At 71.9% G+C, this 23,244-nt stretch carries 25 protein-coding genes; 14 read left to right on the top strand and 11 right to left on the bottom strand.

All coding sequences use genetic code 11. The features are described from left to right. Positions 1–16: 16 nt before the first annotated feature. From ACIA8D_RS37495 to ACIA8D_RS37475, 5 genes are read left to right on the top strand one after another with little or no spacing between them, the layout of a single operon-like run. Positions 17–1,378, top strand: coding sequence for an L-fuconate dehydratase (locus ACIA8D_RS37495; protein ID WP_399239196.1), 1,362 nt, complete (start codon positions 17–19; stop codon positions 1,376–1,378). Between the two features lie 20 nt (positions 1,379–1,398). Continuing rightward, positions 1,399–2,154 carry an SDR family NAD(P)-dependent oxidoreductase gene (locus ACIA8D_RS37490; RefSeq protein WP_399239230.1) on the top strand — a complete coding sequence of 252 codons (756 nt, stop codon included), beginning with the start codon at positions 1,399–1,401 and terminating at the stop codon, positions 2,152–2,154. A 5-nt stretch (positions 2,155–2,159) separates the two neighbouring features. Then, positions 2,160–3,155: an aldo/keto reductase gene (locus ACIA8D_RS37485; protein WP_399239194.1), complete on the top strand. Its 996-nt coding sequence runs from the start codon at positions 2,160–2,162 to the stop codon at positions 3,153–3,155. Then, positions 3,152–3,466, top strand: a complete 315-nt coding sequence (locus tag ACIA8D_RS37480; protein ID WP_399239192.1) for an L-rhamnose mutarotase — start codon at positions 3,152–3,154, stop codon at positions 3,464–3,466. Before ACIA8D_RS37485 ends, ACIA8D_RS37480 begins: the two co-directional genes overlap by 4 nt. Beyond that, on the top strand, positions 3,463–4,326 hold the full coding sequence (locus ACIA8D_RS37475; protein WP_399239190.1) for an amidohydrolase family protein: 864 nt from the start codon (positions 3,463–3,465) through the stop codon (positions 4,324–4,326). Before ACIA8D_RS37480 ends, ACIA8D_RS37475 begins: the two co-directional genes overlap by 4 nt. Here ACIA8D_RS37475 and ACIA8D_RS37470 read toward each other — a convergent pair. Beyond that, positions 4,287–5,696 (bottom strand): lipase maturation factor family protein, encoded by a 1,410-nt coding sequence (locus tag ACIA8D_RS37470; RefSeq protein ID WP_399239188.1) that lies wholly within the window; start codon positions 5,694–5,696, stop codon positions 4,287–4,289. The two genes, ACIA8D_RS37475 and ACIA8D_RS37470, sit on opposite strands and share 40 nt — an antisense overlap. 75 nt (positions 5,697–5,771) lie before the next feature. Between ACIA8D_RS37470 and ACIA8D_RS37465 the strand changes: the two genes are divergently transcribed. Beyond that, positions 5,772–7,874 (top strand): SpoIIE family protein phosphatase, encoded by a 2,103-nt coding sequence (locus ACIA8D_RS37465; protein ID WP_399239186.1) that lies wholly within the window; start codon positions 5,772–5,774, stop codon positions 7,872–7,874. Between the two features lie 13 nt (positions 7,875–7,887). Continuing rightward, entirely contained in the window at positions 7,888–8,751 is an 864-nt protein-coding gene (locus ACIA8D_RS37460) for an Fpg/Nei family DNA glycosylase (RefSeq protein WP_399239184.1), read from the top strand. A 4-nt stretch (positions 8,752–8,755) separates the two neighbouring features. Here ACIA8D_RS37460 and ACIA8D_RS37455 read toward each other — a convergent pair whose 3' ends face one another. After that, on the bottom strand, positions 8,756–9,412 hold the full coding sequence (locus tag ACIA8D_RS37455; RefSeq protein WP_399239182.1) for a zf-HC2 domain-containing protein: 657 nt from the start codon (positions 9,410–9,412) through the stop codon (positions 8,756–8,758). 79 nt (positions 9,413–9,491) lie between these two features. On the opposite strand from ACIA8D_RS37455, the gene ACIA8D_RS37450 reads away from it, so the two are divergent. The 4 genes from ACIA8D_RS37450 to ACIA8D_RS37435 all read left to right on the top strand — a co-directional run bounded on the left by ACIA8D_RS37450 (position 9,492) and on the right by ACIA8D_RS37435 (position 13,557). Beyond that, a complete protein-coding gene (locus tag ACIA8D_RS37450; RefSeq protein WP_399239180.1) occupies positions 9,492–10,226 on the top strand; it encodes a LytR/AlgR family response regulator transcription factor in 735 nt (244 codons plus the stop codon). Between the two features lie 225 nt (positions 10,227–10,451). Next, positions 10,452–10,793 carry a hypothetical protein gene (locus ACIA8D_RS37445; RefSeq protein WP_399239228.1) on the top strand — a complete coding sequence of 114 codons (342 nt, stop codon included), beginning with the start codon at positions 10,452–10,454 and terminating at the stop codon, positions 10,791–10,793. Next, complete coding sequence (locus tag ACIA8D_RS37440; RefSeq protein WP_399239179.1) at positions 10,790–12,367, top strand: cation acetate symporter; 1,578 nt, start codon at positions 10,790–10,792, stop codon at positions 12,365–12,367. The genes ACIA8D_RS37445 and ACIA8D_RS37440 overlap by 4 nt, the downstream gene beginning before the upstream one ends. Further along, complete coding sequence (locus tag ACIA8D_RS37435) at positions 12,358–13,557, top strand: sensor histidine kinase (protein ID WP_399239227.1); 1,200 nt, start codon at positions 12,358–12,360, stop codon at positions 13,555–13,557. The genes ACIA8D_RS37440 and ACIA8D_RS37435 overlap by 10 nt, the downstream gene beginning before the upstream one ends. Before the next feature lie 14 nt (positions 13,558–13,571). Here ACIA8D_RS37435 and ACIA8D_RS37430 read toward each other — a convergent pair whose 3' ends face one another. The 4 genes from ACIA8D_RS37430 to ACIA8D_RS37415 all read right to left on the bottom strand — a co-directional run bounded on the left by ACIA8D_RS37430 (position 13,572) and on the right by ACIA8D_RS37415 (position 16,897). After that, positions 13,572–14,093, bottom strand: a complete 522-nt coding sequence (locus tag ACIA8D_RS37430; protein WP_399239177.1) for a hypothetical protein — start codon at positions 14,091–14,093, stop codon at positions 13,572–13,574. Positions 14,094–14,240: 147 nt separating this feature from the next. Continuing rightward, entirely contained in the window at positions 14,241–14,786 is a 546-nt protein-coding gene (locus tag ACIA8D_RS37425; protein ID WP_399239175.1) for a sigma-70 family RNA polymerase sigma factor, read from the bottom strand. A 120-nt stretch (positions 14,787–14,906) separates the two neighbouring features. After that, positions 14,907–16,328, bottom strand: a complete 1,422-nt coding sequence (locus ACIA8D_RS37420; protein ID WP_399239173.1) for an amino acid permease — start codon at positions 16,326–16,328, stop codon at positions 14,907–14,909. A gap of 107 nt (positions 16,329–16,435) precedes the next feature. After that, entirely contained in the window at positions 16,436–16,897 is a 462-nt protein-coding gene (locus ACIA8D_RS37415; protein WP_356380601.1) for a universal stress protein, read from the bottom strand. 99 nt (positions 16,898–16,996) lie between these two features. On the opposite strand from ACIA8D_RS37415, the gene ACIA8D_RS37410 reads away from it, so the two are divergent. Beyond that, the gene (locus ACIA8D_RS37410) at positions 16,997–17,821 is read left to right on the top strand and encodes a polysaccharide deacetylase family protein (protein ID WP_399239171.1); all 825 of its coding nucleotides are present in this window, start codon (positions 16,997–16,999) and stop codon (positions 17,819–17,821) included. 22 nt (positions 17,822–17,843) lie between these two features. Here ACIA8D_RS37410 and ACIA8D_RS37405 read toward each other — a convergent pair whose 3' ends face one another. From ACIA8D_RS37405 to ACIA8D_RS37385, 5 genes are all read right to left on the bottom strand, one after another. Further along, a complete protein-coding gene (locus ACIA8D_RS37405; protein ID WP_399239169.1) occupies positions 17,844–18,503 on the bottom strand; it encodes a class F sortase in 660 nt (219 codons plus the stop codon). A gap of 19 nt (positions 18,504–18,522) precedes the next feature. Further along, entirely contained in the window at positions 18,523–19,023 is a 501-nt protein-coding gene (locus ACIA8D_RS37400; RefSeq protein WP_399239167.1) for a hypothetical protein, read from the bottom strand. Positions 19,024–19,164: 141 nt separating this feature from the next. After that, positions 19,165–19,419 (bottom strand): hypothetical protein, encoded by a 255-nt coding sequence (locus ACIA8D_RS37395; RefSeq protein ID WP_399239165.1) that lies wholly within the window; start codon positions 19,417–19,419, stop codon positions 19,165–19,167. A gap of 46 nt (positions 19,420–19,465) precedes the next feature. Further along, positions 19,466–20,227 (bottom strand): hypothetical protein, encoded by a 762-nt coding sequence (locus tag ACIA8D_RS37390; RefSeq protein WP_399239163.1) that lies wholly within the window; start codon positions 20,225–20,227, stop codon positions 19,466–19,468. Between the two features lie 27 nt (positions 20,228–20,254). Next, positions 20,255–20,833, bottom strand: a complete 579-nt coding sequence (locus ACIA8D_RS37385; RefSeq protein ID WP_399239161.1) for a hypothetical protein — start codon at positions 20,831–20,833, stop codon at positions 20,255–20,257. 251 nt (positions 20,834–21,084) lie between these two features. On the opposite strand from ACIA8D_RS37385, the gene ACIA8D_RS37380 reads away from it, so the two are divergent. Then, complete coding sequence (locus tag ACIA8D_RS37380) at positions 21,085–22,062, top strand: SCO0930 family lipoprotein (protein ID WP_399239159.1); 978 nt, start codon at positions 21,085–21,087, stop codon at positions 22,060–22,062. A gap of 304 nt (positions 22,063–22,366) precedes the next feature. Next, positions 22,367–23,182, top strand: a complete 816-nt coding sequence (locus ACIA8D_RS37375; RefSeq protein WP_399239157.1) for an SAM-dependent methyltransferase — start codon at positions 22,367–22,369, stop codon at positions 23,180–23,182. Positions 23,183–23,244: the final 62 nt, after the last annotated feature.

Here is a 23,244-nt window from a genome sequence, read left to right as displayed (position 1 = left end):
GCCCGAAAGGCAGCACGTGTCCTCCACCTCGCCCCGTGTCACCGCTGTCGACACGTACGACATCCGGTTCCCGACCTCCCGGGAGCTGGACGGCTCCGACGCCATGAACCCCGACCCCGACTACTCCGCCGCGTACGTCGTGCTGCGCACCGATGACCCCGACGGACACGAGGGACACGGCTTCACCTTCACCATCGGGCGCGGGAACGACGTCCAGGTCGCCGCGATCCGAGCCCTGGACCAGCACGTCGTGGGCCGCCCGCTCGACGCGCTGTGCGCCGACCCCGGAAGCCTCAATCGCGACCTGATCGGCGACAGCCAACTGCGCTGGCTCGGGCCCGAGAAGGGCGTGATGCACATGGCGATCGGCGCGGTCGTCAACGCGGCCTGGGACCTCGCCGCCAAGCGCGCCGGCAAACCGCTGTGGCGGCTGCTCGCCGAGGCCGAGCCCGAGTGGCTGGTGTCCCAGGTCGACTTCCGCTACATCGCCGACGCCCTCACCCCCGACGAGGCCCTCGACCTGCTGCGGGCGGGGCGGCAGGGAGCCGCCGAGCGCACCGCGCGCCTCGTCGAGCGCGGCTATCCCGGCTACACCACCTCGCCCGGCTGGCTCGGCTACAGCGACGAGAAGCTCACCCGCCTCGCCCGGCAGGCCGTCGCCGACGGCTTCACCCAGATCAAGCTGAAGGTCGGCGCCGACCTCGACGACGACATCCGCCGCTGCCGCACCGCCCGCGCGGTCGTCGGCCCCGACATCCGCCTGGCCGTCGACGCCAACCAGCGCTGGAACGTCGACGACGCCGTCCAATGGACCAACGCCCTGGCCGAGTTCGCGCCCTACTGGGTGGAGGAGCCCACCAGCCCCGACGACATCCTGGGACACGCGGCCATCCGCAGAGGCGTCGCCCCCGTGAAGGTCGCCACCGGCGAACACGTGCAGAACCGCGTCGTGTTCAAGCAGCTCCTCCAGGCCGGCGCGATCGACATCCTGCAGATCGACGCCGCGCGCGTCGGCGGCGTCAACGAGAACCTGGCGATCCTGCTGCTCGCCGCGAAGTTCGGCGTCCCCGTCTGCCCGCACGCGGGCGGCGTCGGCCTGTGCGAACTCGTCCAGCACCTGTCGATGTTCGACTACATCGCCCTGTCGGGCACCACCGAGGACCGAGTCATCGAGTACGTCGACCACCTGCACGAGCACTTCGTCGACCCGGTCGTCGTCCGCGAGGGCCACTACGCCGCCCCGACGGCCCCCGGCTTCTCCGCCACCATGCACACCTCGTCCATCGCCGAATTCACCTACCCGGACGGCGAGTTCTGGGTGCAGGACCTCGCCGCACAGGAGCAGGACACCACCGACCCGAACGGAGCCGCCGCATGAGCGATCCCAGCGTCCCCAACGTGCAGGACTTCGCCGGCCTGAAGGCCCTCGTCACCGGTGGTGCCTCCGGCATCGGCCGGGCCACCGCCGAGCTGCTCGCCGCGCGCGGCGCCGACGTCGCCGTGCTCGACCGCGACATCACCGACGTGGAGAAGCCGCTGCGCGGATACGCCGCCGATGTCACCGACGACACCGCCGTACGGGCCGCCGTGACCACGGCCGTCGGCGACCTCGGCGGACTCGACGTCCTCGTCAACAACGCGGGCATCGGCGCCCAGGGCACCGTCGCCGACAACGACGACGCGGAATGGCACCGGGTCCTCGACGTCAACGTCATCGGCATGGTCCGCGTGGCCCGTGCCGCGCTCCCCGCGCTGCGGGACTCCGGGTACGCCGCGATCGTCAACACGTGCTCCATCGCCGCCACGGCGGGACTCCCGCAGCGGGCCCTGTACGCGGCGTCCAAGGGCGCGGTCCTCTCCCTCACGCTCGCCATGGCCGCCGACCACATCCGCGAGGGCATCCGCGTCAACTGCGTCAACCCCGGCACCGCCGACACCCCCTGGGTCGGCCGGCTCCTCGACAAGGCCGACGATCCGGCCGCCGAGCGCGCCGCCCTCGAAGCCCGCCAGCCCACAGGCCGCCTGGTCTCCGCCGCCGAAGTCGCGGGCGCCATAGCCCACTTGGCGAGCCCGCTGTCCGGCGCGACGACCGGCACGTCCATGGCCGTGGACGGCGGCATGCAGGGGCTGCGGCTGCGCCCCGTGGGGCAGTGACCCGCATGCGCACCGGCACACTCGGCCGCACCGACGTCCCGGTCACCGCGCTCGGTTTCGGTGGCGCGGCCATCGGCAACCTCTACACACCCGTCGGCGACGAGGAGGCCCACCTCGCCCTGGACGCCGCGTGGGACGCGGGCCTGCGCTACTTCGACACCGCGCCGCACTACGGCCTCGGCCTGTCCGAGCGCCGGATCGGGGAGCATCTGCGCGGCCGGCCCACGGGCTCGTACACGCTGTCCACGAAGGTCGGCAGACTCCTCGAACCGCACAACGGCGGCGACGACAGCGCCCACGGCTTCGCCGTGCCCGCCACCACCCGCCGGGTGTGGGACTTCAGCGCCGCCGGGGTGCGCCGCTCCATCGAGGAGAGCCTCGGCCGGCTCGGCCTCGACCGGATCGACGTCGTCTACCTCCACGACCCCGACGACCACGCGAAGGAGGCGTTCGGCGAGGCCTACCCGGAGCTGGAGCGGCTGCGCGGCGAGGGGCTCGTCGGCGCCATCGGCGCGGGCATGAACCAGTCCGCCATGCTGACCCGCTTCGTTCGGGACACCGACGTGGACGTGGTGCTGTGCGCGGGCCGCTACTCGCTGCTCGACCAGCGCGCCCTGAAGCAGCTGCTGCCCGCGGCCGTCGAACGCGGCGTCTCCGTCGTCATCGGCGGCGTCTTCAACTCCGGACTGCTCGCAGACCCCCAGCAGGGCGGCACGTTCGACTACGCCCTCGCCCCGCCCGAGGTCCTCGCCCGCGCCCGCCGGCTCAAAGACCTCGCCGAGCGCCACGGCACCACCCTGCGTGCCGCCGCGCTCGCCTTCCCGTTCGGGCACCCGGGCGTCACCAGTGTGCTCGTCGGAACCCGCTCGGCGGCCGAAGTCGCCGACACGGCGCGCCAGTTCAGCGCGGAGGTGCCCGCCGCGTTCTGGCAGGAGGCCGGCGACACCCACCTCCTCCCGGCCGACGTGCCCGTCCCCTCCGAACAGGAGTCGTCCGCATGAGAGTCGCCCTGCACACCAAGGTCCACGCCTACCTGATCGACGAGTACGAGGCCGCCCACCGCGAGGTGCCGGAGGAACTCGTCGCCGCGATCCGCGCGGCGGGCGCCCGGCAGTGGACGATCTGGCGCAGCGGCACGGACCTGTTCCACGTCATCGAGTGCGAGGACTACGCCCGCATGCTCTCCGAACTCGACAAGCTGCCCGTGAACATCGCCTGGCAGGCCCGCATGGACGAACTCCTCGACGTCGCCCACGACTACTCCGCCGAAGGCGCGGACGCCGGACTGCCCGTCGTGTGGGAGCTGCCGTGACCCCCGGGATCGTCGACGCGCACCACCACGTCTGGGACCTCTCCGTACGCGACCAGGACTGGATCACCGGCTCCGAACTCGCCCCGATCCGCCGTACGTTCACCTTCGGCGAGCTGGCCCCCGAGCTGCGCGCTGCGGGCGTCGACGCGACCGTGCTCGTGCAGACGGTGACCGTCGCCGAGGAGACCCCCGAGTTCCTGGCGCTCGCCGAGCGCAGCGACCTCGTCGCGGGAGTGGTCGGCTGGACCGATCTGACCCGGCCCGACGTCCGCGACACCCTGGCGCGGCTGCGGGAGCTGCCGGGCGGGCGGCACCTGGTGGGCATCAGACATCAGGTGCAGGGCGAGAGCGACCCCGGGTGGCTGCTGCGGCCCGACGTGCGGCGCGGGCTGGCCGCGGTCGCGGACGCCGGGCTCGTCTACGACCTGGTGGTCCTGCCGCACCAGCTGCCGGCCTGCGTCAGGGCCGCGGCCGAGCACCCGGGACTCACCTTCGTCCTCGACCACCTGGGCAAGCCGCCGATCGCGGCGGGGGAACTCGCCCCCTGGCGGGACGACGTCCGCGCGCTCGCGGCGCTCCCCAACACCGTCTGCAAGCTCTCCGGCATGGTCACGGAGGCCGACTGGTCGGGCTGGACCGTCGACCACCTGCGGCCGTACGCGGACACGGTCGTCGACGCCTTCGGGCCCGCCCGCGTGATGTTCGGCTCCGACTGGCCGGTGTGCACGCTCGCCGCGACGTATCAGCAAGTCGTCGACACCGCCCGGGAGTTGGTCGGCGGCGCAGACCTGCACGTCTTCGGGGAGACCGCTCGCCGTATCTACCTCAGCCGGGTCGGCGGCAGGAACTCCCGTACGTAGGTCCGCTCCCACCACGCCCCCGTCTCCCGCAGCTCCCGCCACGATGTGAAGCGGTAGCGGTACACGCGCGCCCGGATGTGCACGGGCGGCGCGTCGGCCGGGAAGGGGGAGCGGCGCAGCAGCCGCAGCGTGTCCCGGTCGCCCTCCAGGAGCCGCTCGACCAGGCCCTGGAACCACGACCGGGCGTACGCGGGTGACAGCGCGGCGAACCACATCATCCAGTCGAGCCGCAGATGGTACGGCGCGAACTGGCGCGGCAGGCGGCGCGGATCGCCCGGTTTGCCCTTGAACTCGTAGGCCAGCCAGCCCGATTCGGGGCGCGGCACCTCGTCCGTAGTCCCCTCGATCACGATCTCCTGGCGGACCCGGCCGACCGATCCGAACGCCCCGTACGTGTTGACCAGGTGCAGGGAGTCGTAGGAGCGGTTCATGGACTGGCGGCGCGAGAGCAGGTTGCGCACCGGCCGGTAGCTGAGCACCGCGACCGCCGCCGTGAGGGCGATGACCACCACCTCGTACCAGAGCGGCGCCTCGGGGAGCGCCGGTGTGGCGTGCAGGGCGGACAGGTCGAGGGCGGAGGCGGCCAGGACGATGGTGAGCCAGTTCAGCCACGCGAAGTTGCCCGAGGCGACCAGCCACAGCTGGGTCACGATCATCAGGGCGGCGGCCCACGTGGCGACCGGCTGCGGGGCGAAGAGCAGGAAGGGGACCGCCAACTGGGTGACGTGGTTGGCCGCCACCTCCACCCGGTGCAGTGGGCGCGGCAGGTGGTGGAAGAACCAGCTCAGCGGGCCCGGCATCGGCTGCGTCTCGTGGTGGAAGTCGAGACAGGTCAGCTTCCGCCAGCACGCGTCGCCGCGAATCTTGATCAGCCCGGCCCCGAATTCGAGGCGGAACAGCACCCAGCGCAGCAGGAACAGCACCAGGACCGGCGGCGCCACCTCGTCGTTGCCGAGGAACACCGCCAGGAAGCCGACCTCCAGGAGCAGTGACTCCCAGCCGAAGCCGTACCAGGTCTGGCCGACGTTCACGATCGACAGATACAGAGCCCACGGCACCAGCCACAGCGGCATCGCGGCCCACAGCGGCAGCAGCCCGTCCGCCCCGGCGAGCAGCCCGGCCGCCACCGCCGCGCCGCCCCACGCGCACCCGGCGAAGAACCGGTCCGAGTAGTGCAGCCGGAACAGCGTGGGCGCGGCCTTCCACGGCACGCGGGCCAGGAACCGGGGGACCGGCGTCATCCCGCGCTCCCCGATCAGCGCCCGGAACTGCAGCGCCGCCGCCACGAACGCGACGAGGTACAGCGCCGCGAGCCCGCGCTGGAACACCAGGCGGGCGAGCCATGGGTCCGATGCGCCGAACCAGTCCATGCCTCCAGTGTGTCCCCGCGTCCGTATCAAGGTCACGACGTGCGGGCCAAGGGGGCTCGGCCTAGCGTGGGGCCCATGGGCGAGGGTGACGGGGGCGGCGAGGAGTCCGGGAACGCCCCAGGCGGGGAGGGCCCGGAGGACGCCTCGCACGGATTTCTGGAGGCCTACGGCCGGGCGCTGCGCATGGGCAGCTTCGACTGGGACCTCGACACCGGCCTGATGGCGATGGACGCCCAGGCCCACGAGGTCTTCGACCTGCGCCCCGACGAATACGACGACCACCCGGAGACCCTGGGGCAGCGGGTGCCGCCCAGCGACGGCGCACGGCTGGACACCCTCGTCTCCCGCGCGCTCAAGAGCGGCGACGAGAGCTACGGAACGTACTTCCGCATCCGCACCCGCACGGACGAACTGCGCTGGACCCACACCCGCGGCTACATCCGCCGCGACGAGCAGGGCCGGCCGCGGCGCATCGTCGGCATCGTGCGCGATGCCACCGACGAGCTGAACGACGCTACCGTGCAGCACGAGCGCGAGGCCCGCGAGGCCGCCCGCAGGCGCGAGACCAGCGTCGTCCAGCACACCACCGCCGCGCTCGCCCACGCGCGCACCGTCGACGAGGTCGTCGACGTGCTGCGCGACACCCACGGCATCTACCACCTGGGCGCAACCAGCTTCGTGATGGGCCGCGTCAAGGCCGGGCGCATCCACCTGCTCGCCGAGGGGCCCAAGGGCAGTTTCGTGCCCGGCACCGGCATCACGCCCATCGACGCCCCGTACCCGATGAGCGAGGTCGTGCGCACCCTCAAGCCGCGCTTCATCGAATCGGCCCAGGACTTCGCCGCGTCGTACCCGGAGCTGTGGCCGCACATCGCCCACCTGGGGATCAGCTCCGCCGCCTATCTGCCGCTCATCGCGCAGGCTCGGCCCATCGGCGCGGTCGGCCTGCTGTACCACGACCGCGCGGGGTTCACGGAGTCCGAGCGCAACGTCCTCGTCGCGCTCGGCAGCAGCATCGCCCAGAGCCTTCAGCGCGCCATGTTCTACGAGCAGGAGAAGGACCTGGCCCAGGGCCTCCAGCAGGCCATGCTGCCGCGCAGCATCCCCGAGGTGCCGGGCGCCGACATCGCCGTCCGCTACCGCGCGGCGTCCCTCGGCCGGGACATCGGCGGCGACTGGTACGACGTGATCCCGCTGCCCGGCGGCCGCGTCGGCGCGGTCATCGGCGACGTCCAGGGACACGACACGCACGCCGCCGCCGTCATGGGCCAGCTGCGCATCGTGCTGCGCGCCTACGCCGCCGAGGGCCACACGCCCGCCACTGTCATGGCCCGCGCCTCCTCCTTCCTGCACGAACTCGACACCGACCGCTTCGCGACCTGCCTGTACGCGGAGGCCGACCTGTCGACCGGCGTCGTCCAGCTGGTGCGGGCCGGGCACCTCGACCCGCTGCTCCGCCTGACCGGCGGGAACTGCCGCCGACTGCCGGTGGAGGGTGGGCTCCCGCTCGGCCTGTCCGCCGAGTTCGGGCGCCTCGAGTACCCGGTGACCACCGCCGAACTCGACCCCGGTGAGGCGCTGGTGATGTGCACCGACGGCCTCGTCGAACGGCCCGGGACGGACCTCGACGACGGCCTCCAGACCCTCACCACGCTCATCGGCACGGGGCCCGACGACGTCGACGAGCTCGCGGACCGGCTCGTCGGTTCTGTCGACGAACGCGACATCGAGGACGACGTGGCGCTGCTGCTCCTGCGCCGCCGCGGCGCGGGCGCCGTGCAGAGCGGTGGCCGGCTCACCGAACACGTGCCGCCCGGCGACCCGGAGGCCCTGACGGCCGCCCGCCACATGATCCGGCACGCCGTGCGGGCCTGGGGGGCGAGGGACAGCGCCGACGAGATCGAACTCGTCGCCGACGAGATGATCACCAACGCCCTCATGCACACCGAAGGACCCGCCATCGTCACCCTGCGCGTCCTGACCGGCGCCGAGCGAAGACTCAGGGTCGACGTGGAGGACACCTCCAGCGCCCTGCCGCGCCGCCGGGAGGCGGGTGAGGACGGCGTCTCGGGGCGCGGCCTGTTCCTCGTCGACCAGCTCGCCGACGTGTGGGGCGTGGAGGCGCGCGGCGTGGGCAAGTGCGTCTGGTGCGAATTCGTGGTGCCCGCGCGCGAGTGAGAGGCTGTAGGGCATGCCGGAGCTCCCCGAGGTCGAAGCGCTCAAGGACTTCCTCACCGAACGCCTGGCGGGACACGACATCGTGCGCGTCCTGCCGGTCGCGGTGAGCGTCCTGAAGACGTACGACCCGCCGCTCACCGCCCTGGAGGGCCGCACGGTCACGTCCGTGGCGCGGCACGGCAAGTTCCTCGACCTGGCCACCGAGGACGGTCCCCACCTGGTCACGCACCTGGCCCGCGCGGGCTGGCTCCAGTGGAAGGACCGGCTGCCCGACGGCCCGCCCAAACCCGGCAAGGGACCGCTGGCGCTGCGCGTCGCCCTGGAGACCGGCGAGGGCTTCGACCTCACCGAAGCGGGCACGACCAAGAAGCTCGCCGTGTACGTGGTCGGCGACCCCGGCGACGTACCCGGCGTCGCCCGCCTCGGCCCCGACCCGCTGGCCGACGACTTCGACGAGACGGCCTTCGCGCGCCTGTTGCAGGGGGAGCGGCGCCAGATCAAGGGCGCCCTGCGCGACCAGTCGCTCATCGCCGGCATCGGCAACGCCTACAGCGACGAGATCCTGCACGCCGCCCGCATGTCCCCGTTCAAACCGACGGCCGGGCTGAGCGCCGACGACGTGCACACGCTGTACGAGGCGATGCGCACGACGCTGGCCGAAGCGGTCGAACGTTCGCGCGGGGTCGCCGCCGGGAAGCTCAAGGCCGAGAAGAAGAGCGGCCTTCGCGTGCACGGACGGACCGGGGAGGCGTGCCCCGTGTGCGGGGACACCGTCCGCGAGGTCAGTTTCAGCGACAGCGCGCTGCAGTACTGCCCGACCTGCCAGACGGACGGCAAGCCACTGGCGGACCGGCGAATGTCGCGACTGCTGAAGTAGCGGCTCACTGGAGGGGGAGCGTCAGCAACGGCTCCCCGTCCGCCGCCCGCACCTCGAACCGCGCGAGATCCGCGGGCCGCGCCGCCACCCCGCCGTCCAGCGCCACCGGGTCCCCGCGCACGGTCCACGTCGCCACCGTCTGCTCCGAGCCGTCCCGGCCCACCGCGACCAGCTCGCACACCCGCGGACCGCCCGAGTCCCGTACGTCCAGGCCCACTTGGGTGCCCCAGTCCCGGTCGTCCGCGGTCACGGTCGCCGCCACGCCGGTCGCGGCATCGTGCCCGCTCAAGGTCGCCGTGTGCCCGGCAGGTCCGGCACCGGCCCCGGTGAGCAGCACGACCCCCTGCCCCGCCGCGGCGAGCACGAGCACCGCCGCGACGGCCGCGCCCCACAGCCGGCGCCGCATCCTGCGGTGCAGCGCGCCGAGCCGGTCCACGGCCCGGTCGAGGAGCGTCGGGGCCGGTCGCGCCAGCACCTCCACGCACGGCGGTGTCGCCCGCGCGTACAGCGCCAGCGCGCCCGTCGTGGGCGCCAGTTCGCCGACCAGGGACGCGCACGCGGCGCACTCGGGCAGATGGTCCTCGAAGCGGAAGCGTTCCGCGGGGTCGAGAACCCCCAGCGCGTAGGCGCCTACGTCGCGATGCCGTTCCAGGGACCACATGCCTTCCTCCTGCTGTCGCCCACCGGTACGCAGGAGGCGGCTGATTCATTCAAGCGACCGCGCGATTACACTCCGCCGCATGTTGCGCGCACTGGCCGTCGACGACGAGGAACCCGCCCTCGCCGAACTCCTGTACCTCCTGCGGGCCGACCCGCGGATCCGCAGCGCCGAGGGCGCCACCGACGCCAACGAGGCGCTGCGCCGCATCGGCCGGGCCCTCGACGGCGCGGACGGCGCGATCGACGTCCTGTTCCTCGACATCCACATGGCGGGCCTGACGGGCCTCGACGTGGCGCGCCTCCTCGCCGGCTTCGCCCGCCCGCCGCTCGTCGTCTTCGTCACGGCCCACGAGGACTTCGCGGTCAAGGCCTTCGACCTCAAGGCCGTCGACTACGTGCTCAAACCGGTGCGCCGCGAACGCCTCGCGGAGGCCGTGAGCCGGGTCGCGGAACGCGTCGTGAGCAGCGCGCCGCCGGCCACCGTCGCGGACCGCATCCCCGTCGAACTCGGCGGCATCACCCGGCTCGTGGCCGTCGCCGACATCACCTACGCCGAGGCGCAGGGCGACTACGCGCGCCTGCACACGCAGGACGGCGTCAGCCACCTGGTGCGGATACCGCTCAGCACCCTGGAGGAACGCTGGCAGGAACTCGGCTTCGTCCGCGTCCACCGCAGCCACCTCGTCGCCCTCCACCGCATCGACGAACTCCGCCTCGACGGAGGCGGAATGACGGTCCGGGTCGGCGAGGCGGAAATCGCGGTGAGCCGCCGCCACGCGAGCCGCGTCCGCGAACTCTTGATGCGCAGACCTTGAGCGATCCGGCTGCCGGATTGCGCGATTCAAGCCCCGGTGCCGTCTGATCTCTTCGAGCGGCCTCGGCGCCGGTCGAGCAAATTCAAGCCCCGCCGGCGATTGAGGCGCGGGGTCCGGGTCAGCGCCCCGTGACCGCAACACCGTCCGGCCGCAAGCAACCCCTTCCGCCGGCCCACCCGACCTGCTTAAACTCCGCCCGTGCCCGATCACCCGCAACGCGAAACCGTGACCGGCGAACCCCGCCAGGTCCCCGGCCCGGCAGGCCTCCGTACGCACCGGGAGATCGACGAACAGACCACCCTCGGCGCCGCATACGTCCGCTCGCTCATGCGCAGCCAACTCCGCGCCGGCATCACCGCGTTCACCCTCCTCGCCGTCCCCGTCGCCGTCCTGCCCCTGTTCTTCGGCGCCCTGCGCAACGCCGCCGTGCAATGGCTCGTCCTCGGCTTCGGCTGCTACCCGTTCCTCGTGCTGATCGCCTGGTGGTACGTGCGCCGCGCCGAGCGCAACGAACGCGACTTCGCCGACCTCGTGCGTGGCCGCCCCGCCGACCACACAACGCCGTGAACGAGGCGTACGCGATCCCGGCGGTCGCCGTCGTCGTCCTCGCCACCGTCCTCATCGGCGGCTTCGGCCTGCGCGTCTCCCGTACGACGTCCGACTTCTACGTCGCCTCCCGCACGGTCGGCCCGCGGCTCAACGCGGCGGCGATCAGCGGTGAGTACCTCTCGGCCGCCTCCTTCCTCGGCATCGCGGGCCTGCTCCTCATCCACGGCCCAGACATGCTCTGGTACCCGGTCGGCTACACGGCGGGCTACCTCGTCCTCCTGGTCTTCGTCGCCGCGCCGCTGCGCCGCTCGGGCGCGTACACGCTGCCCGACTTCGCCGAGGGGCGGCTCGAATCCCGCCAGGTGCGGCGCGTGGTCAGCCTGTTCGTGGTCGGCGCGGGCTGGCTGTACCTGGTGCCCCAACTCCAGGGCGCGGGACTCACGCTGCAGATCCTCACGGGCGCGCCCCGCTGGTTCGGGGCGACGCTCGTCGCGGCGGTCGTGGTGCTCGCGGTCGCGGCGGGCGGCATGCGCTCGATCACCTTCGTCCAGGCCTTCCAGTACTGGCTCAAGCTCACGGCGCTCCTCGTGCCCGCCTTCTTCCTCCTGCTGGCCTGGCACGGCAACGGCGCCCCGCCGCCGGAGGCCGCGACCCTCGCCCCGCCGTCCGCCGGGGTCGGCGCGGGCCAGCCGCTCGCCACCAGCCGCGCCGACCACCCGCTCTACGCCACGTACGGCCTGATCATGGCCACGTTCCTGGGCACGATGGGCCTGCCGCACGTCGTCGTCCGCTTCTACACCAGCCCCAACGGCCGCGCGGCCCGCCGCACCACCGTCGTGGTCCTCGCCCTGATCGGCCTCTTCTACCTGCTGCCGCCCGTGTACGGCTGGCTGGGCCGCCTGTACGCGCCCGAGCTCACCGCCACCCAGGACGCCGACGCCACCGTGCTGCTGCTGCCGGCGCGCGTCTTCGACGGGGTGGCGGGCGACCTCCTGGGCGCGCTGGTCGCGGGCGGCGCGTTCGCGGCGTTCCTGTCCACCGCGTCGGGGCTGACGATGGCGGTGGCCGGGGTCGTCAGCCAGGACGTGCTCCAGGCGCGCGGCGTGCGGCACTTCCGGCTCGCCGTGCTGCTCGCGATCGCGATGCCGCTGGGCGGAGCGCTCCTGGTGGACGGGGTGCCGGTCGCCGACGCGGTCGGAATGGCGTTCGCGGTGTCGGCGTCCTCGTTCTGCCCGCTGCTGATCCTGGGCATCTGGTGGCGCCGACTCACCCCGCCGGGGGCGCTCGCGGGCCTGTTCCTCGGCGGCGGCTCGGCCCTCGTGGCGGTCGCGCTGACGGTGGCCGGACCGATCACCTCGGGCTGGCTGCACACGCTGCTCGCGTGGCCCGCCGTGTGGTCGGTGCCGGTCGGCTTCCTGGCGATGATCCTGGTGTCCCTTGCGACGCGGGACGCGATCCCGCCGCACACGACGGCGACGATGACCCGCCTGCACCTCCCGGAGTCGCTGAAGGCGTCCGTGCGCGGCCTCACGCCGCCGGACGGCCGGCCGCCGCGGGCTCGCGCCGGGGAGCCGGGAGGTGGATCGGAGTGAGCGGCACCGTCACCGCGGTCCTCATCGCCCTGTGCCCGCTGCTGCTCGGCGTCGGATTCCTGCTCGGGCGGCGCACCGCCCACCCCGACGGGCGCAGCGACGTCGGTACGCCCGTGGAGCGCGCCACCTTCGAGACTCTGCACACCGCCTCGCTCGCCGCCCCGGCGCTGCGCGCGGGCCTCACCGAGGACACCGCCCGCAAGTCCGCCCGCCGCCTGCGCACGCTGCTCGGCACGGACGCCCTCGCCGTCACCAACCGCTCCACGGTCCTCGCCTGGGACGGGACGGCCGAACACGCCCACGCCGCCCATGTGATGGAGCGGGTGCAGCCGGTGCTCGCCGGGGGCCGCAGCGCCGCGTTCGGCTGCGGCTGCGGGGGCGACGACTGCCCGCTGCGGTGGGCGGTGGCGGCCCCCGTGGTCGCGGACGGCCGGGTCCTGGGCGCCGTCGTCGCCTACGCGCCCCGCGAGTCGGCCGTACTCGCCCGCGCCACCGACGAGGTCGCCCGCTGGGTCTCGGTCCAGCTCGAACTCGCCGAACTGGACCGCTCCCGCACCCGCCTCATCGAGGCCGAGATCAAGGCGCTGCGCGCGCAGATCTCCCCGCACTTCATCTTCAACTCGCTCGCGGCGATCGCCTCGTTCGTCCGCACGGACCCCGAGCGGGCCCGCGAACTCCTCCTGGAATTCGCCGACTTCACCCGCTACTCGTTCCGCCGCCACGGCGACTTCACCACGCTGGCCGACGAACTCCACTCCATCGACCAGTACCTGGCACTGGTGCGCGCCCGCTTCGGCGACCGCCTCTCCGTGACGTTGCAGATCGCCCCCGAGGTCCTCCCGGTCACGCTGCCGTTCCTGTGCCTGCAACCGCTCGTCGAGAACGCGGTCAAGCACGGCCTGGAGGGCGCCGTCACCCGCAGCCGCATCTCCATCGGCGCCACCGACGCGGGCGCCGAGGCCGAGGTCGTCATCGAGGACGACGGCATCGGCATGAACCCCGGCGACCTCCGCGCGATCCTGCGCGGCGAGGGCGGCCACGGACACGGCATCGGCCTCTCGAACGTCGACGAACGCCTCCGCCAGGTCTTCGGCGACGCCTACGGCCTCGTGATCGAGACCGCGGAGGGCGCCGGCATGAAGATCACCATCCGCATCCCGAAGTACCGCGCGGGCGTGTACGCGCCGTAGGCACCCTCGCGTACCTAGAACAGCGAGATCGCCAAATGGCCCAGGGGTAAGCCCAGTTGCCACGCCGGAGTCCACACCTGGGGGCCGTCCTCCTCGTCCGGCACGGGCACCGCGTCGAGGTCGGGGGCGAGCAGCTCGGTCTCCTCCAGCCATCTCCACGCGGCCTCGGCGAGGAGCAGGTCGGGGGAGGGGCGGCGGGCCCGCGCGTTCTGGTCGAGGCGCTCCGCGAAGCGGTCCCGTACCCACGACTGCCACGGCTGGTCGTACGCCGTCAGCGACAGCCAGTTCTCCAACTGGGACACGACGCGGATACCGGAGAGCTCGTCGCCCGCGTCGGACAGGAAGATCGTCAGCGCGAGCGCGTCACGGCCCGCCTTGAACTCGAAGGACGTGGGCGGCATCAGGTCGCCGGTCCGCAGCAACTCGTCCGCGATGTACTCCGCGTACAACCACGCCATGGGGACGACGAGTCCGCCGCCCGGTCCGTCCTCGGCTCCGGACCTGCCGTCCGTGCCCTCATCGCTCCCGTACCGCATCGCCTTCCTGCCTTCCTCCGGTCCGTGTGCTGCTTCGGCCCCCGGACCCACCCGTCTCAACTCACCGGGGAGGACAGCGGATTACTCAACCGAGGAAAGGGTGTGCGGAGCAAGGCGCTTTACCGATGCTTGACCCGGCCTTCGGTTTCACCGCAGGTCGGGTGCGTAACCCGGAAGGACACGACGCAACGCCCGCAACGCGTAGTACGCACGGGACTTGACCGTACCGGGGGGAATACCGAGGGTCTCTGCGGCCTCCGCCACACTAGCGCCCCGGAAGTAGACCTCGAGCAGGACTGCGCGGTGTTCGGGTGTGAGGGTCGCCACGGCCTCCCGCACGTCGAGCGCCGCCGCCGAGCGCTCCGCGTGGTCCGCGCACACCCGGGCGTTCTCCAGAACCGCGTCGCCCACCTCGGCGGGCCGCGACAGCCGCGCCCTGCGCGCGTCGATGGCCAGCCGCCGCCCGACCGTGAACAGCCAGGGCCGCACCGACTCGTAGCGCGGATCGAGCGCCTCGGGATGCTGCCAGGCGCGTACGTACGTCTCCTGGACCAGGTCCTCCGCGCGCTGGGCGTCACCGTCGCACAGGCGCAGCAGGAACGAGAACAGCGGACCGCCGTGCTCCCGCTGGACCTGGGCGAGGTCCTCCTCCGTCGTCGTGGGTGTCGTGAACGCCGTCGTCATGGGCGTCATGGCAGCGCAGCCCGCCCCGCGCGCCCAGGGGACGCGCGGGGCTCTGCGGCGGGCGGGGCGAAGCCCTCGACGAGCGGTGCGGTGAGCGGGCCGGGCGGGTCCTCGCCAGCCAGTACGTAATCAGTCGGATGTGCGGGCCAATTCGGACTTCCTGTACGAGTAGCCGAAGTAGATGACCAGACCGATCAGGAACCACACGGCGAACCGCACCCACGTCTGCCACTGCAGGAACGTGATCAGCCAGATCGAGAAGACGACGCCCACGACGGGCACGAACGGCATGCCCGGCGTGCGGAAGGTGCGCGGCAGCTCCGGCTGCCGGTAGCGCAGCACGATGATCGCCACACAGACCACGACGAAGGCCAACAGGATGCCGATGTTGGTGAGTTCGGCCGCCTCGCCGATCGGCAGGAAGCCTGCGATGGCGGCGGAGCAGACACCGACGATCCACGTCACACGGGTCGGCACGTGCCGCGTGGGATGGGTCTTCGCGAACCACTTCGGCAGCAGTCCGTCGCGCGACATCGCGAACCACACGCGCGTGACGCCCAGCATGAACGTGAACATCACGGTGAGGATGCCGATGATCGCGCCCACCGCGATCACGTCCGCGAGACCGCTCAGACCCACCGACTTGAACGCGGTCGAGAAGCCGCTCTCCGGGTCGATGTCCTTGTAGTTCTGCATGCCGGTCAGGACCAGGCAGGCGAGCACGTACAGGATCATCGAGATGATCAGCGAGTAGATGATCGCCTTCGGCATGTGGCGCTGCGCGTCCTTCGACTCCTCGGCCGCCGTGGACATGGCGTCGTAGCCGAAGACCGCGAAGAAGACCGTGGCGGCGCCGGTGAACGCGCCGCTGACGCCGAACGGGAAGAACGGCGTGTAGTTGTCCGAGTTGATGTGGAAGACGCCGACGCCGATGACGAGCAGCACCACGAGGACCTTGAGCACGACCACGAAGGTCTCGAAGCGGGCCGCGTTCTTCATGCCCATGTTCAGCAGCCACGCGATCAGCAGACAGAGCGCGGCGGCGAACAGGTCGACCTTGTGCCCGCTGCCGGTGCCCGGCGCGCCCAGCATCCAGCTGGGCAGGTCGACGCCCATCTCTCCCAGCAGGAAGCTGAAGTAGCCGGAGATGCCGATCGCGACGACCGCGACGATCGCCGTGTACTCCAGGAGCAGGTCCCAGCCGATGAACCAGCCGACGAGTTCGCCGAGCACCGCGTAGCCGTACGTGTACGCGGACCCGGCCTTCGGGATCATCCCGGCGAACTCTGCGTACGACAGGGCGGCCGCCGCGCTCGCGACGCCCGCGATGAGAAACGAGATGAGGACCGCGGGCCCCGCCGTGCCGTTGGCCACGGTGCCGGCGAGGGTGAAGATGCCGGCGCCGATGATGCCGCCGACACCGATCGAGGTGAGCTGCCACAGGCCGAGGGAGCGGGTGAGCTTCCCGCCGGACTCCGTGTCCTCGATCTGCTCGATGGGTTTGCGGCGCAGAACGCCCTGCCCTCTCGAGATCTTCGGGGGGACGGACATGGGCCTCACCTCTTGGCTGCTGCGGAGACGGCTGACGGCCGATCATGATGCCTCCGAGACAGCGGGTTCGGAAGACAGCAGCGCCGTAGAGGCACCCACGGAAATCTTTACGGGACGACGGTGACCGGCCAGCGCCCCGCCTTCACCAGGCGTACCGCCACCGAGCCGACGATGCGGTGGCCCGCCTGCTCCGAGGCGCCGACCACCACCGCGTCCGCCTTCAGCTCGTCGGCGGCCGTGACCAGGCCGTTGAAGGGGTCGCCGCGGAAGGTGTGGAACTCCCAGCGCACGTCGTATATGTCCTTGACCCGAGCGGCCGAGGCCCGGATCTCCTGGATGAGCCCCTCGGCGATCTCGTCGGTGGTCTCCGCGACGGGCACCCCGAGCGCGGCCCCTCCCGTCATCACGGGCTGTACGTAGACCACGGCGAGCAGCGCGCGCTGCCTGCGGGCCAGACCTCCCGCGTAGGCCGCCGCGCGGAACGAGGAATCGGATCCGTCGACACCGACGACGATCACTTTCGGTCCGTCGGTGCCACGTTCGAACTGATGAGGCTGCTCTTCGGTCACGCGGCAGAGGTTAACGGAGAAGCCGCCGATCAGGTGCTTTCCCGCGTCCCATCCGGTGGTTCCGTGCGCGGCACCCGCGTGCCGTGTCACGCATTAATCATGACAAAGCATCAGGACATCACGGGACGGCGCGCGTTGTTGCGCGGCTTCACCGCCGTCGGCCTGGCCGCGCTCACCGGATGCGCGGGCCCCGACCGGCAGGGCGCCGCCCCGGCCCCCGCGGGCGGGGCGGCCCGGCCGGTGCGCGAGCCGTCCACGTACCGGCTGCGACCGATGGCGGGAGCCGGAGGGCCGCGACGCGCGGCCCTGAAAGTGCGCAAGGCGCCCATCCTGAGGCTGGACACCGCACCGGGCGACCGCGCCATGGCCCTCACCTTCGACGACGGCCCCGACCCCGCGTACACCCCCGAGATCCTGCGGCTGCTGCGCGAGCACGACGTGCGCGCGACGTTCCTGGTGTGCGGGGGCCGGGCGCGGGAAAGTCCCGACCTGCTGCGCAGGATGGCCGGCGAGGGGCATGTCATCGGCAATCACACCTGGACGCACCCGCTGCTGCTCAAGCTGGACAGGACGCGGATCCGCGCCGAGATCGAGCGCACCAGCGAGCTCATCGAGCGGACCCTCGGCGAGCCGCCGTTCTGGTTCCGGGCGCCCTATGGCGCGTGGAACCGCCATGTGTTCGAGCTGGGGACCGAACTCGGCATGGAACCGCTGGCCTGGACCGTGGACTCGCTCGACTGGGACAACCCCGGCGCCCCCACGGTGATCTCCCGGGTCGTGAACCGGGCGGCGCCCGGAGTGATCGTGCTCAACCACGATGCGGGCGGCGACCGCTCCCAGACGCTCACCGCCGTGCGCGACTATCTGCCGCGCCTGCTGGACGCCGGGTACCGGATGACGGTGCCGCGCCCCTACGGCATGTGACGCGGCGCCGGGCACGGGTGGCTCAGCGCGTCGACACCAGGCGCGCGAACGCCACGACATTGCCCTCGTAGCCGTCGCGCTTCGAGAAGCGGCCGCCGCACGTGATGAGCCGCAGCTCCGGCGTGCCGTGTGACCGGTAGACCTTGCGGCCGGGGAAGCGAGACTTGGCGAACACCTCGACCCCGTAGACCCGGAAGACGGCCGTCCTGCCGTCCTCGCGCCGGATCTCCACGTGGTGGCCCTCGCGCAGAGAGCCCAGGCCGTAGAAGACGGCGGGGCCGCGCGCGTTGTCGACGTGGCCCACGACCACGGCGGTGCCGCGCTCGCCGGGCGCCGCCGCGCCCGTGAACCAGCCCGCCAGATTCGCCTCCTTCGGCGGCGGCGCGTCGATCCAGCCCTCCGCGTCGAGGCCGACCTCCGTCACCGGGGCGTCGACCCGGATCGCCGGGATCCGTACCCGCTCGACCGTCGAGAAGGGCAGCGGGTGGGCCGCCTTCGCCCGCGCCGGCTCCGGTGCGCGCCGTTCGGCGGCCGCGGCGGACGCGGGCTGCGGCGGTCCGGGGTCGAACTCTCCCGAACCGCTGCGGACGAGGGCGAGCCCGGTGAGCAGCACCAGCGCGAGCACGCCCCACGGGGCGCGCCTCCTCGGCCGTTCCTCGTCCGCGAAGCGCCAGTTCGACATGGGGAGGCGGCGGGGCGGGTCAGGCGCTCTTGTCGCCGGTGCGGCGGCGCGCCACGACGTACGCGGTGCCGAGCGCGCCCGCGATCAGGGCGCCGCCGAGCGCGACCTCCCGCAGATCGAGCCCACCGGCACTGCCGCCGATACCGGCCTTGACGCCCTGCGGGACGGGGCTGGGCGAGGAGTCGGGGCGGCCGGTGGCGATGGTGAGGTCGGCCCTGCGGGGCTGGCCACCGTCGCAGACGAACGTGACCGTGTAGGCGGCGCCCTGCTTGGCGTCCCAGTCGACGTCGACGCTGCGGGGGCCCTCGTCGGGGCCGATCTTGACGGAGTCGAAGATCCCGGCCGTCACTTTCGTCTTGCCCGTGCAGCCACTGGCCGACAGGGTCACCTTGCCGCCCGCGGCGATGGTGGTGGGGGAGATGCTCGGCCTGAAGCCGTCCTCGGCGACGGCCGACGGCGCGATCAAGGTCAGCGCGGGGAGCGAGAGCACGGCGGCGGATGCGGCACGTATCGCGTGCATGGGGGTTCCTCCGGGTTCACGAGGAGCGGCAGCGGACCGGTTCCGCGCGCGGGGGACAGCCACCTCGATGCCCGACACGCTAAGGACAGCCCTGTACGGCCGCGATCGGTGTCGTACGAACGGGGCACGCGTGTGGGCCGGTCAGGTGGCTTCCGGGCCGTGGTGATGCTCCGTCGGGCCGCCGGTGTGCCACACGTGCGGGCCCGCCCCGCGCCACTCCACCAGGTGCGGGTCGTCGAGCGTCACGTCCGACGCGCCGAACCCGGCGCGGCGCAGCAGTTCGGTCAGGTCCGTGTCGCTGTGCGCGAGGCCGAGCGCCTGTCCGCGTACGGAGACATGCCGCCCACCCGCCGGTGCGGGCGGGTGGACGACGATCGGTGCGTGCCATCGGGTCATGCACCACAGAGTGCTGGGCGCGGGGGCGGACCGCAGCCCGAAGCGGTCAGTGGGCGCCGGGGAACAGCAACAGGAACGGCTCCGCCGTGGCCGCGACGCCCCGGCTGTACGGCGCGTCCAGGTCCCAGATCAGGAAGAGCAGGAACGCGATCAGGGACGAGAAGAGCCCGGCGAGGACCAGTTCGCGCGCGGTGCGCCTGATCTGCAGCGCGAAGATCATGCCGATGGTGACCAGGGCTCCGGCGACCAGGCCGAACCAGACGACGCCCGGCATGGTCGCGCCCGTCGAGTCCTCGCGGGCGCCGCGTGCCTCGTCGGCGGCCGTCACCTGGTCGAGCAGCGGCTGGTAGGCCTGCGCCTGGAAGTCGTTCTTCGGCTCGAAGTCCGTGACGTCCTCGCGCACCTTCTGCAGCAGCGTGTCGCCCTTCGCGGTCAGCTCCCCCTGATCGCGCATCGCGTCCCACTCGGTGGTGACGACATGGCTGACATACCTGTCGACATCCGCGCGAATACGGTCCCGGGTCTCGGCCGGATAGACCCGGACGCGTTCATGGATCTCGTGCAGCGCCTGCGCCTCGCTGCGGACGTGGTCCTCGGCGGCGCTGCGGCCCTCCCAGACGCCCGCGATGGCGAGGCCGAGGACGATCGCGTAGACCACGCCGATCATCATCGTCATGTACTCGATGACGTCGGGGGTCTCGGACGGGTCGTCGTCATCGCCGATCCTGCGCTGCTGCAGGACCTGGACGACGAGGACGACACCGCAGACCGCGAGCATCGCGAGGGCGAGAACAAGCCATTCCGACATCGAAAGCTCCACAAGGGTTCAACAAGATCAGCGGGGACGCAGTGCGGCGACGGCGAGCACCGCGGGCGCGGTGATGAGCAGGGTGAGCGTGACCAGGGACGGTCCGCCGCGCGGCGGGGCGCGGTGGGAGGTGGGGCGGTAGGCCGGGTAGTGCACGGGCTTCGGGCTGGGCGCGGGCTTCGTGCGGGTCGGGGTCGGCTTCGGCTTCGGCTCTGGTTTCGGGGGCGGTTCAGGGGCCGCCGGTGGCGGAGGCGGGGGAGGCGTCGGCGTGGGGGTCGGCGGAGGCGGCGGTGGTGGAGGAGGCGGTGGAGGCGGCGGCGGTGGTGGTGGGGGCGCCGGTTTGGGAGGCGGGGGCTTGGGCGCGGGCTTCTTCGGCGGAGGAGTGCTGGGGCCCGCGCTGCAATCGACGCCGCTGCCGGAGACCGCCACCGCGTCGCCCGACGAGCCGCCGTCCACGGAGGCGTAGGCGCAGCTGTCGGCCGGGACGGCGAGCGGTGCGGCGACGGCGGCCGCGCTCGGCGCGCCGCACAGCCAGGCGGTGGTGAGTACCGCGAGGACGCGGGTGACCAGGGCTGACCCGGGGCGCTTGGTTGGATGCACGACCATGATCCTTAGCAGCGGCGGGCCCCGGCACGCCGTCCCGGGCGCGGAATGGCCCGATGGTGGGGAGCGGGAGCATTCGGGTTTGCTCGCGTGCGCGGGCCTGCTCCCGTACCTGCGCCCCCTGGCGCACGCCCCGGTCGCACCCGAAGAAATCTTCCCCCGCATTGAACACAGCCGTCACCGCCGCCCGTACCTAGGGCCATGTGCGGCCCGCCCGGGTCCGCACAACACCCAAGCAATGTGCGGGAGTTGAGATGAAGACCTCCTGGCGGAGCGCCTCGCTCGTAGCGACAGCTGCGGCCCTGCTGGCGCTGACGACGGCGTGCGGTCAGGACCAGGGCGACCAGGCGGCGACGGGCCAGAACGTGGGCAGCGCGGCCGACGCGCAGGGCGGTTACGGGTCCTCCGACGGCTATGGATCGGGCTCGGACGGCTACGGCTCCTCGGGCGCCGACAAGAGCGCGGCCAAGGCCAAGTCCGCGGGCCAGCTCGCCTCGTGGGACAGCAAGGAACTCGGCAAGGTGCTCACCGACAGTGCCGGGATGACCCTGTACCGCTTCGACAAGGACACCGCGCAGCCGCCCAAGTCGAACTGTGACGCGGCGTGCCTCAAGGCGTGGCCGGCCGTCCCGGCGAGCGGCGCCAAGGCCGCGCCCGGGGTCGACAAGTCGCTGCTCGGCGAGGTGACGGCCGCCGACGGCACGAAGCAGCTGACGGTCGACGGCTGGCCCATGTACCACTACGCGATGGACAAGAAGGCCGGCGACGTCAAGGGTCAGGGCGTGGGCGGCACTTGGTGGGCGGCGGCTCCCGACGGCAAGAAGGCGAACAAGAAGGCCGAGCAGGAGGCCGGCGCCCAGCCCGCCGACCTCGAGGGCCTGTCCACGCGCAACGACCCGAAGCTCGGCGAGGTCGTCGTCGACAAGAACGGCATGACGGTCTACCGATTCCTCAAGGACTCGGCGTGGCCCATCAAGTCGAACTGTGTCGGCGCCTGTGCGGAGAAGTGGCCCGCGGTGGCTCCGGTTGCGAAGAACGACACGCAGAACATTCCACTGAAGGGATACATGACCTTCACACGGCCCGACGGAACCAAGCAGCAGACCCTGAACTGCTGGCCCGTCTACACCTTCTCGGGCGACAAAAAGCCAGGTGACACGAACGGACAGGGCGTAGGAGGTACTTGGTACGCGGCGGCTCCGAATGGAAAGCCGGTAGGCGCTCCCAAGTAACAACTGGGAGGGGTCGGTGCGCCCGGTGAGGCGCTCACAGTAGAGTCGTCAACGGAATTGGCTCGTCGCCGGTCCGTTCCCCGCATGGCCAGGTCAGGCCGTGTGGAGGGAACGGACCGGTTCTTTTCGTCGGGAAAGTCGGGGAAAGAGAAGGTTTCGGGATGGTTTCGGATCGTTGCCGTTTGGCACGTGACGGAGGCAGTGACCGGGAACGGACGGTCAATTTCCGTTTTGACTCGCTCCTTTGGCGGTGGATCAGTAGCCTCGGCTCGAACACCGGCACGCCTACGCCATGGAGACCTTGATGCAGCGTCCCGCCTGGGCCCCACGGGGCATCGACATCTCGGTGCCCAGTGTGTCCCGTATCTACGACTTCTACCTGGGCGGTTCGCACAATTTCGAGGTCGACCGGGAAGCGGCCCGCAAGGCCATGGAGTTCCTGCCGGGGCTGCCGAAGATCATGCAGGCGAACCGGGCGTTCATGCGTCGTGCCGTGCGGTACGCCGCCGAGGCCGGCATCACGCAGTTCCTCGACATCGGCTCCGGCATCCCGACGTTCGGCAACGTCCACGAGGTCGCCCAGCAGGAGAGCCCCGGGGCGAGCGTGGTGTACGTCGATCACGACCCGGTCGCGGTCGCGCACAGCAGGGCGGTCCTCGAGGACGTCCCGCGCACCGGAGTCGTCACGGCGGACCTGCGCAGGCCGCGGGAGATCCTGGAAAGCCCCGAAGTCGCCGAACTGCTCGACCTGGAGCGGCCGGTGGCCCTGCTCCTCGTCGCAGTACTGCACTTCATCGAGGAGGTCGACGACCCGTACGCGGCCGTGGCCGAACTCAGTGAGGCGCTGGCACCGGGCAGCCTGCTCATCGTGACGCATGCCTCCAATGAGGGCATGCCCATAGAGACGGAGCGGGCGGACGGGATGGTCGACGTCTACCGAAACGATGTCCGCAATCCGCTGATCATGCGGAACCGCGATGAGGTCAAACGGTTCTTCAAGGGGTACGAGGTGGTCGAACCGGGCATCGTGGCGATGCCGGTGTGGCGGCCCGACACCGCCCCTGACGACGAGGACCCGTACACCTTCGCGGGCTATGTGGGAGTGGGGCGCAAGGCGTGACTGCTGCATCCTCCCGGGGGACGAACCCCGGGCCCCGGGCCGGGAAAGCCGGCCGGACGGAC

Source organism: Streptomyces sp. NPDC051684 (genome assembly GCF_044453445.1).
Classification (GTDB): Bacteria; Actinomycetota; Actinomycetes; order Streptomycetales; family Streptomycetaceae; genus Streptomyces.
This window is presented reverse-complemented; position numbering and strand designations above follow the sequence as displayed.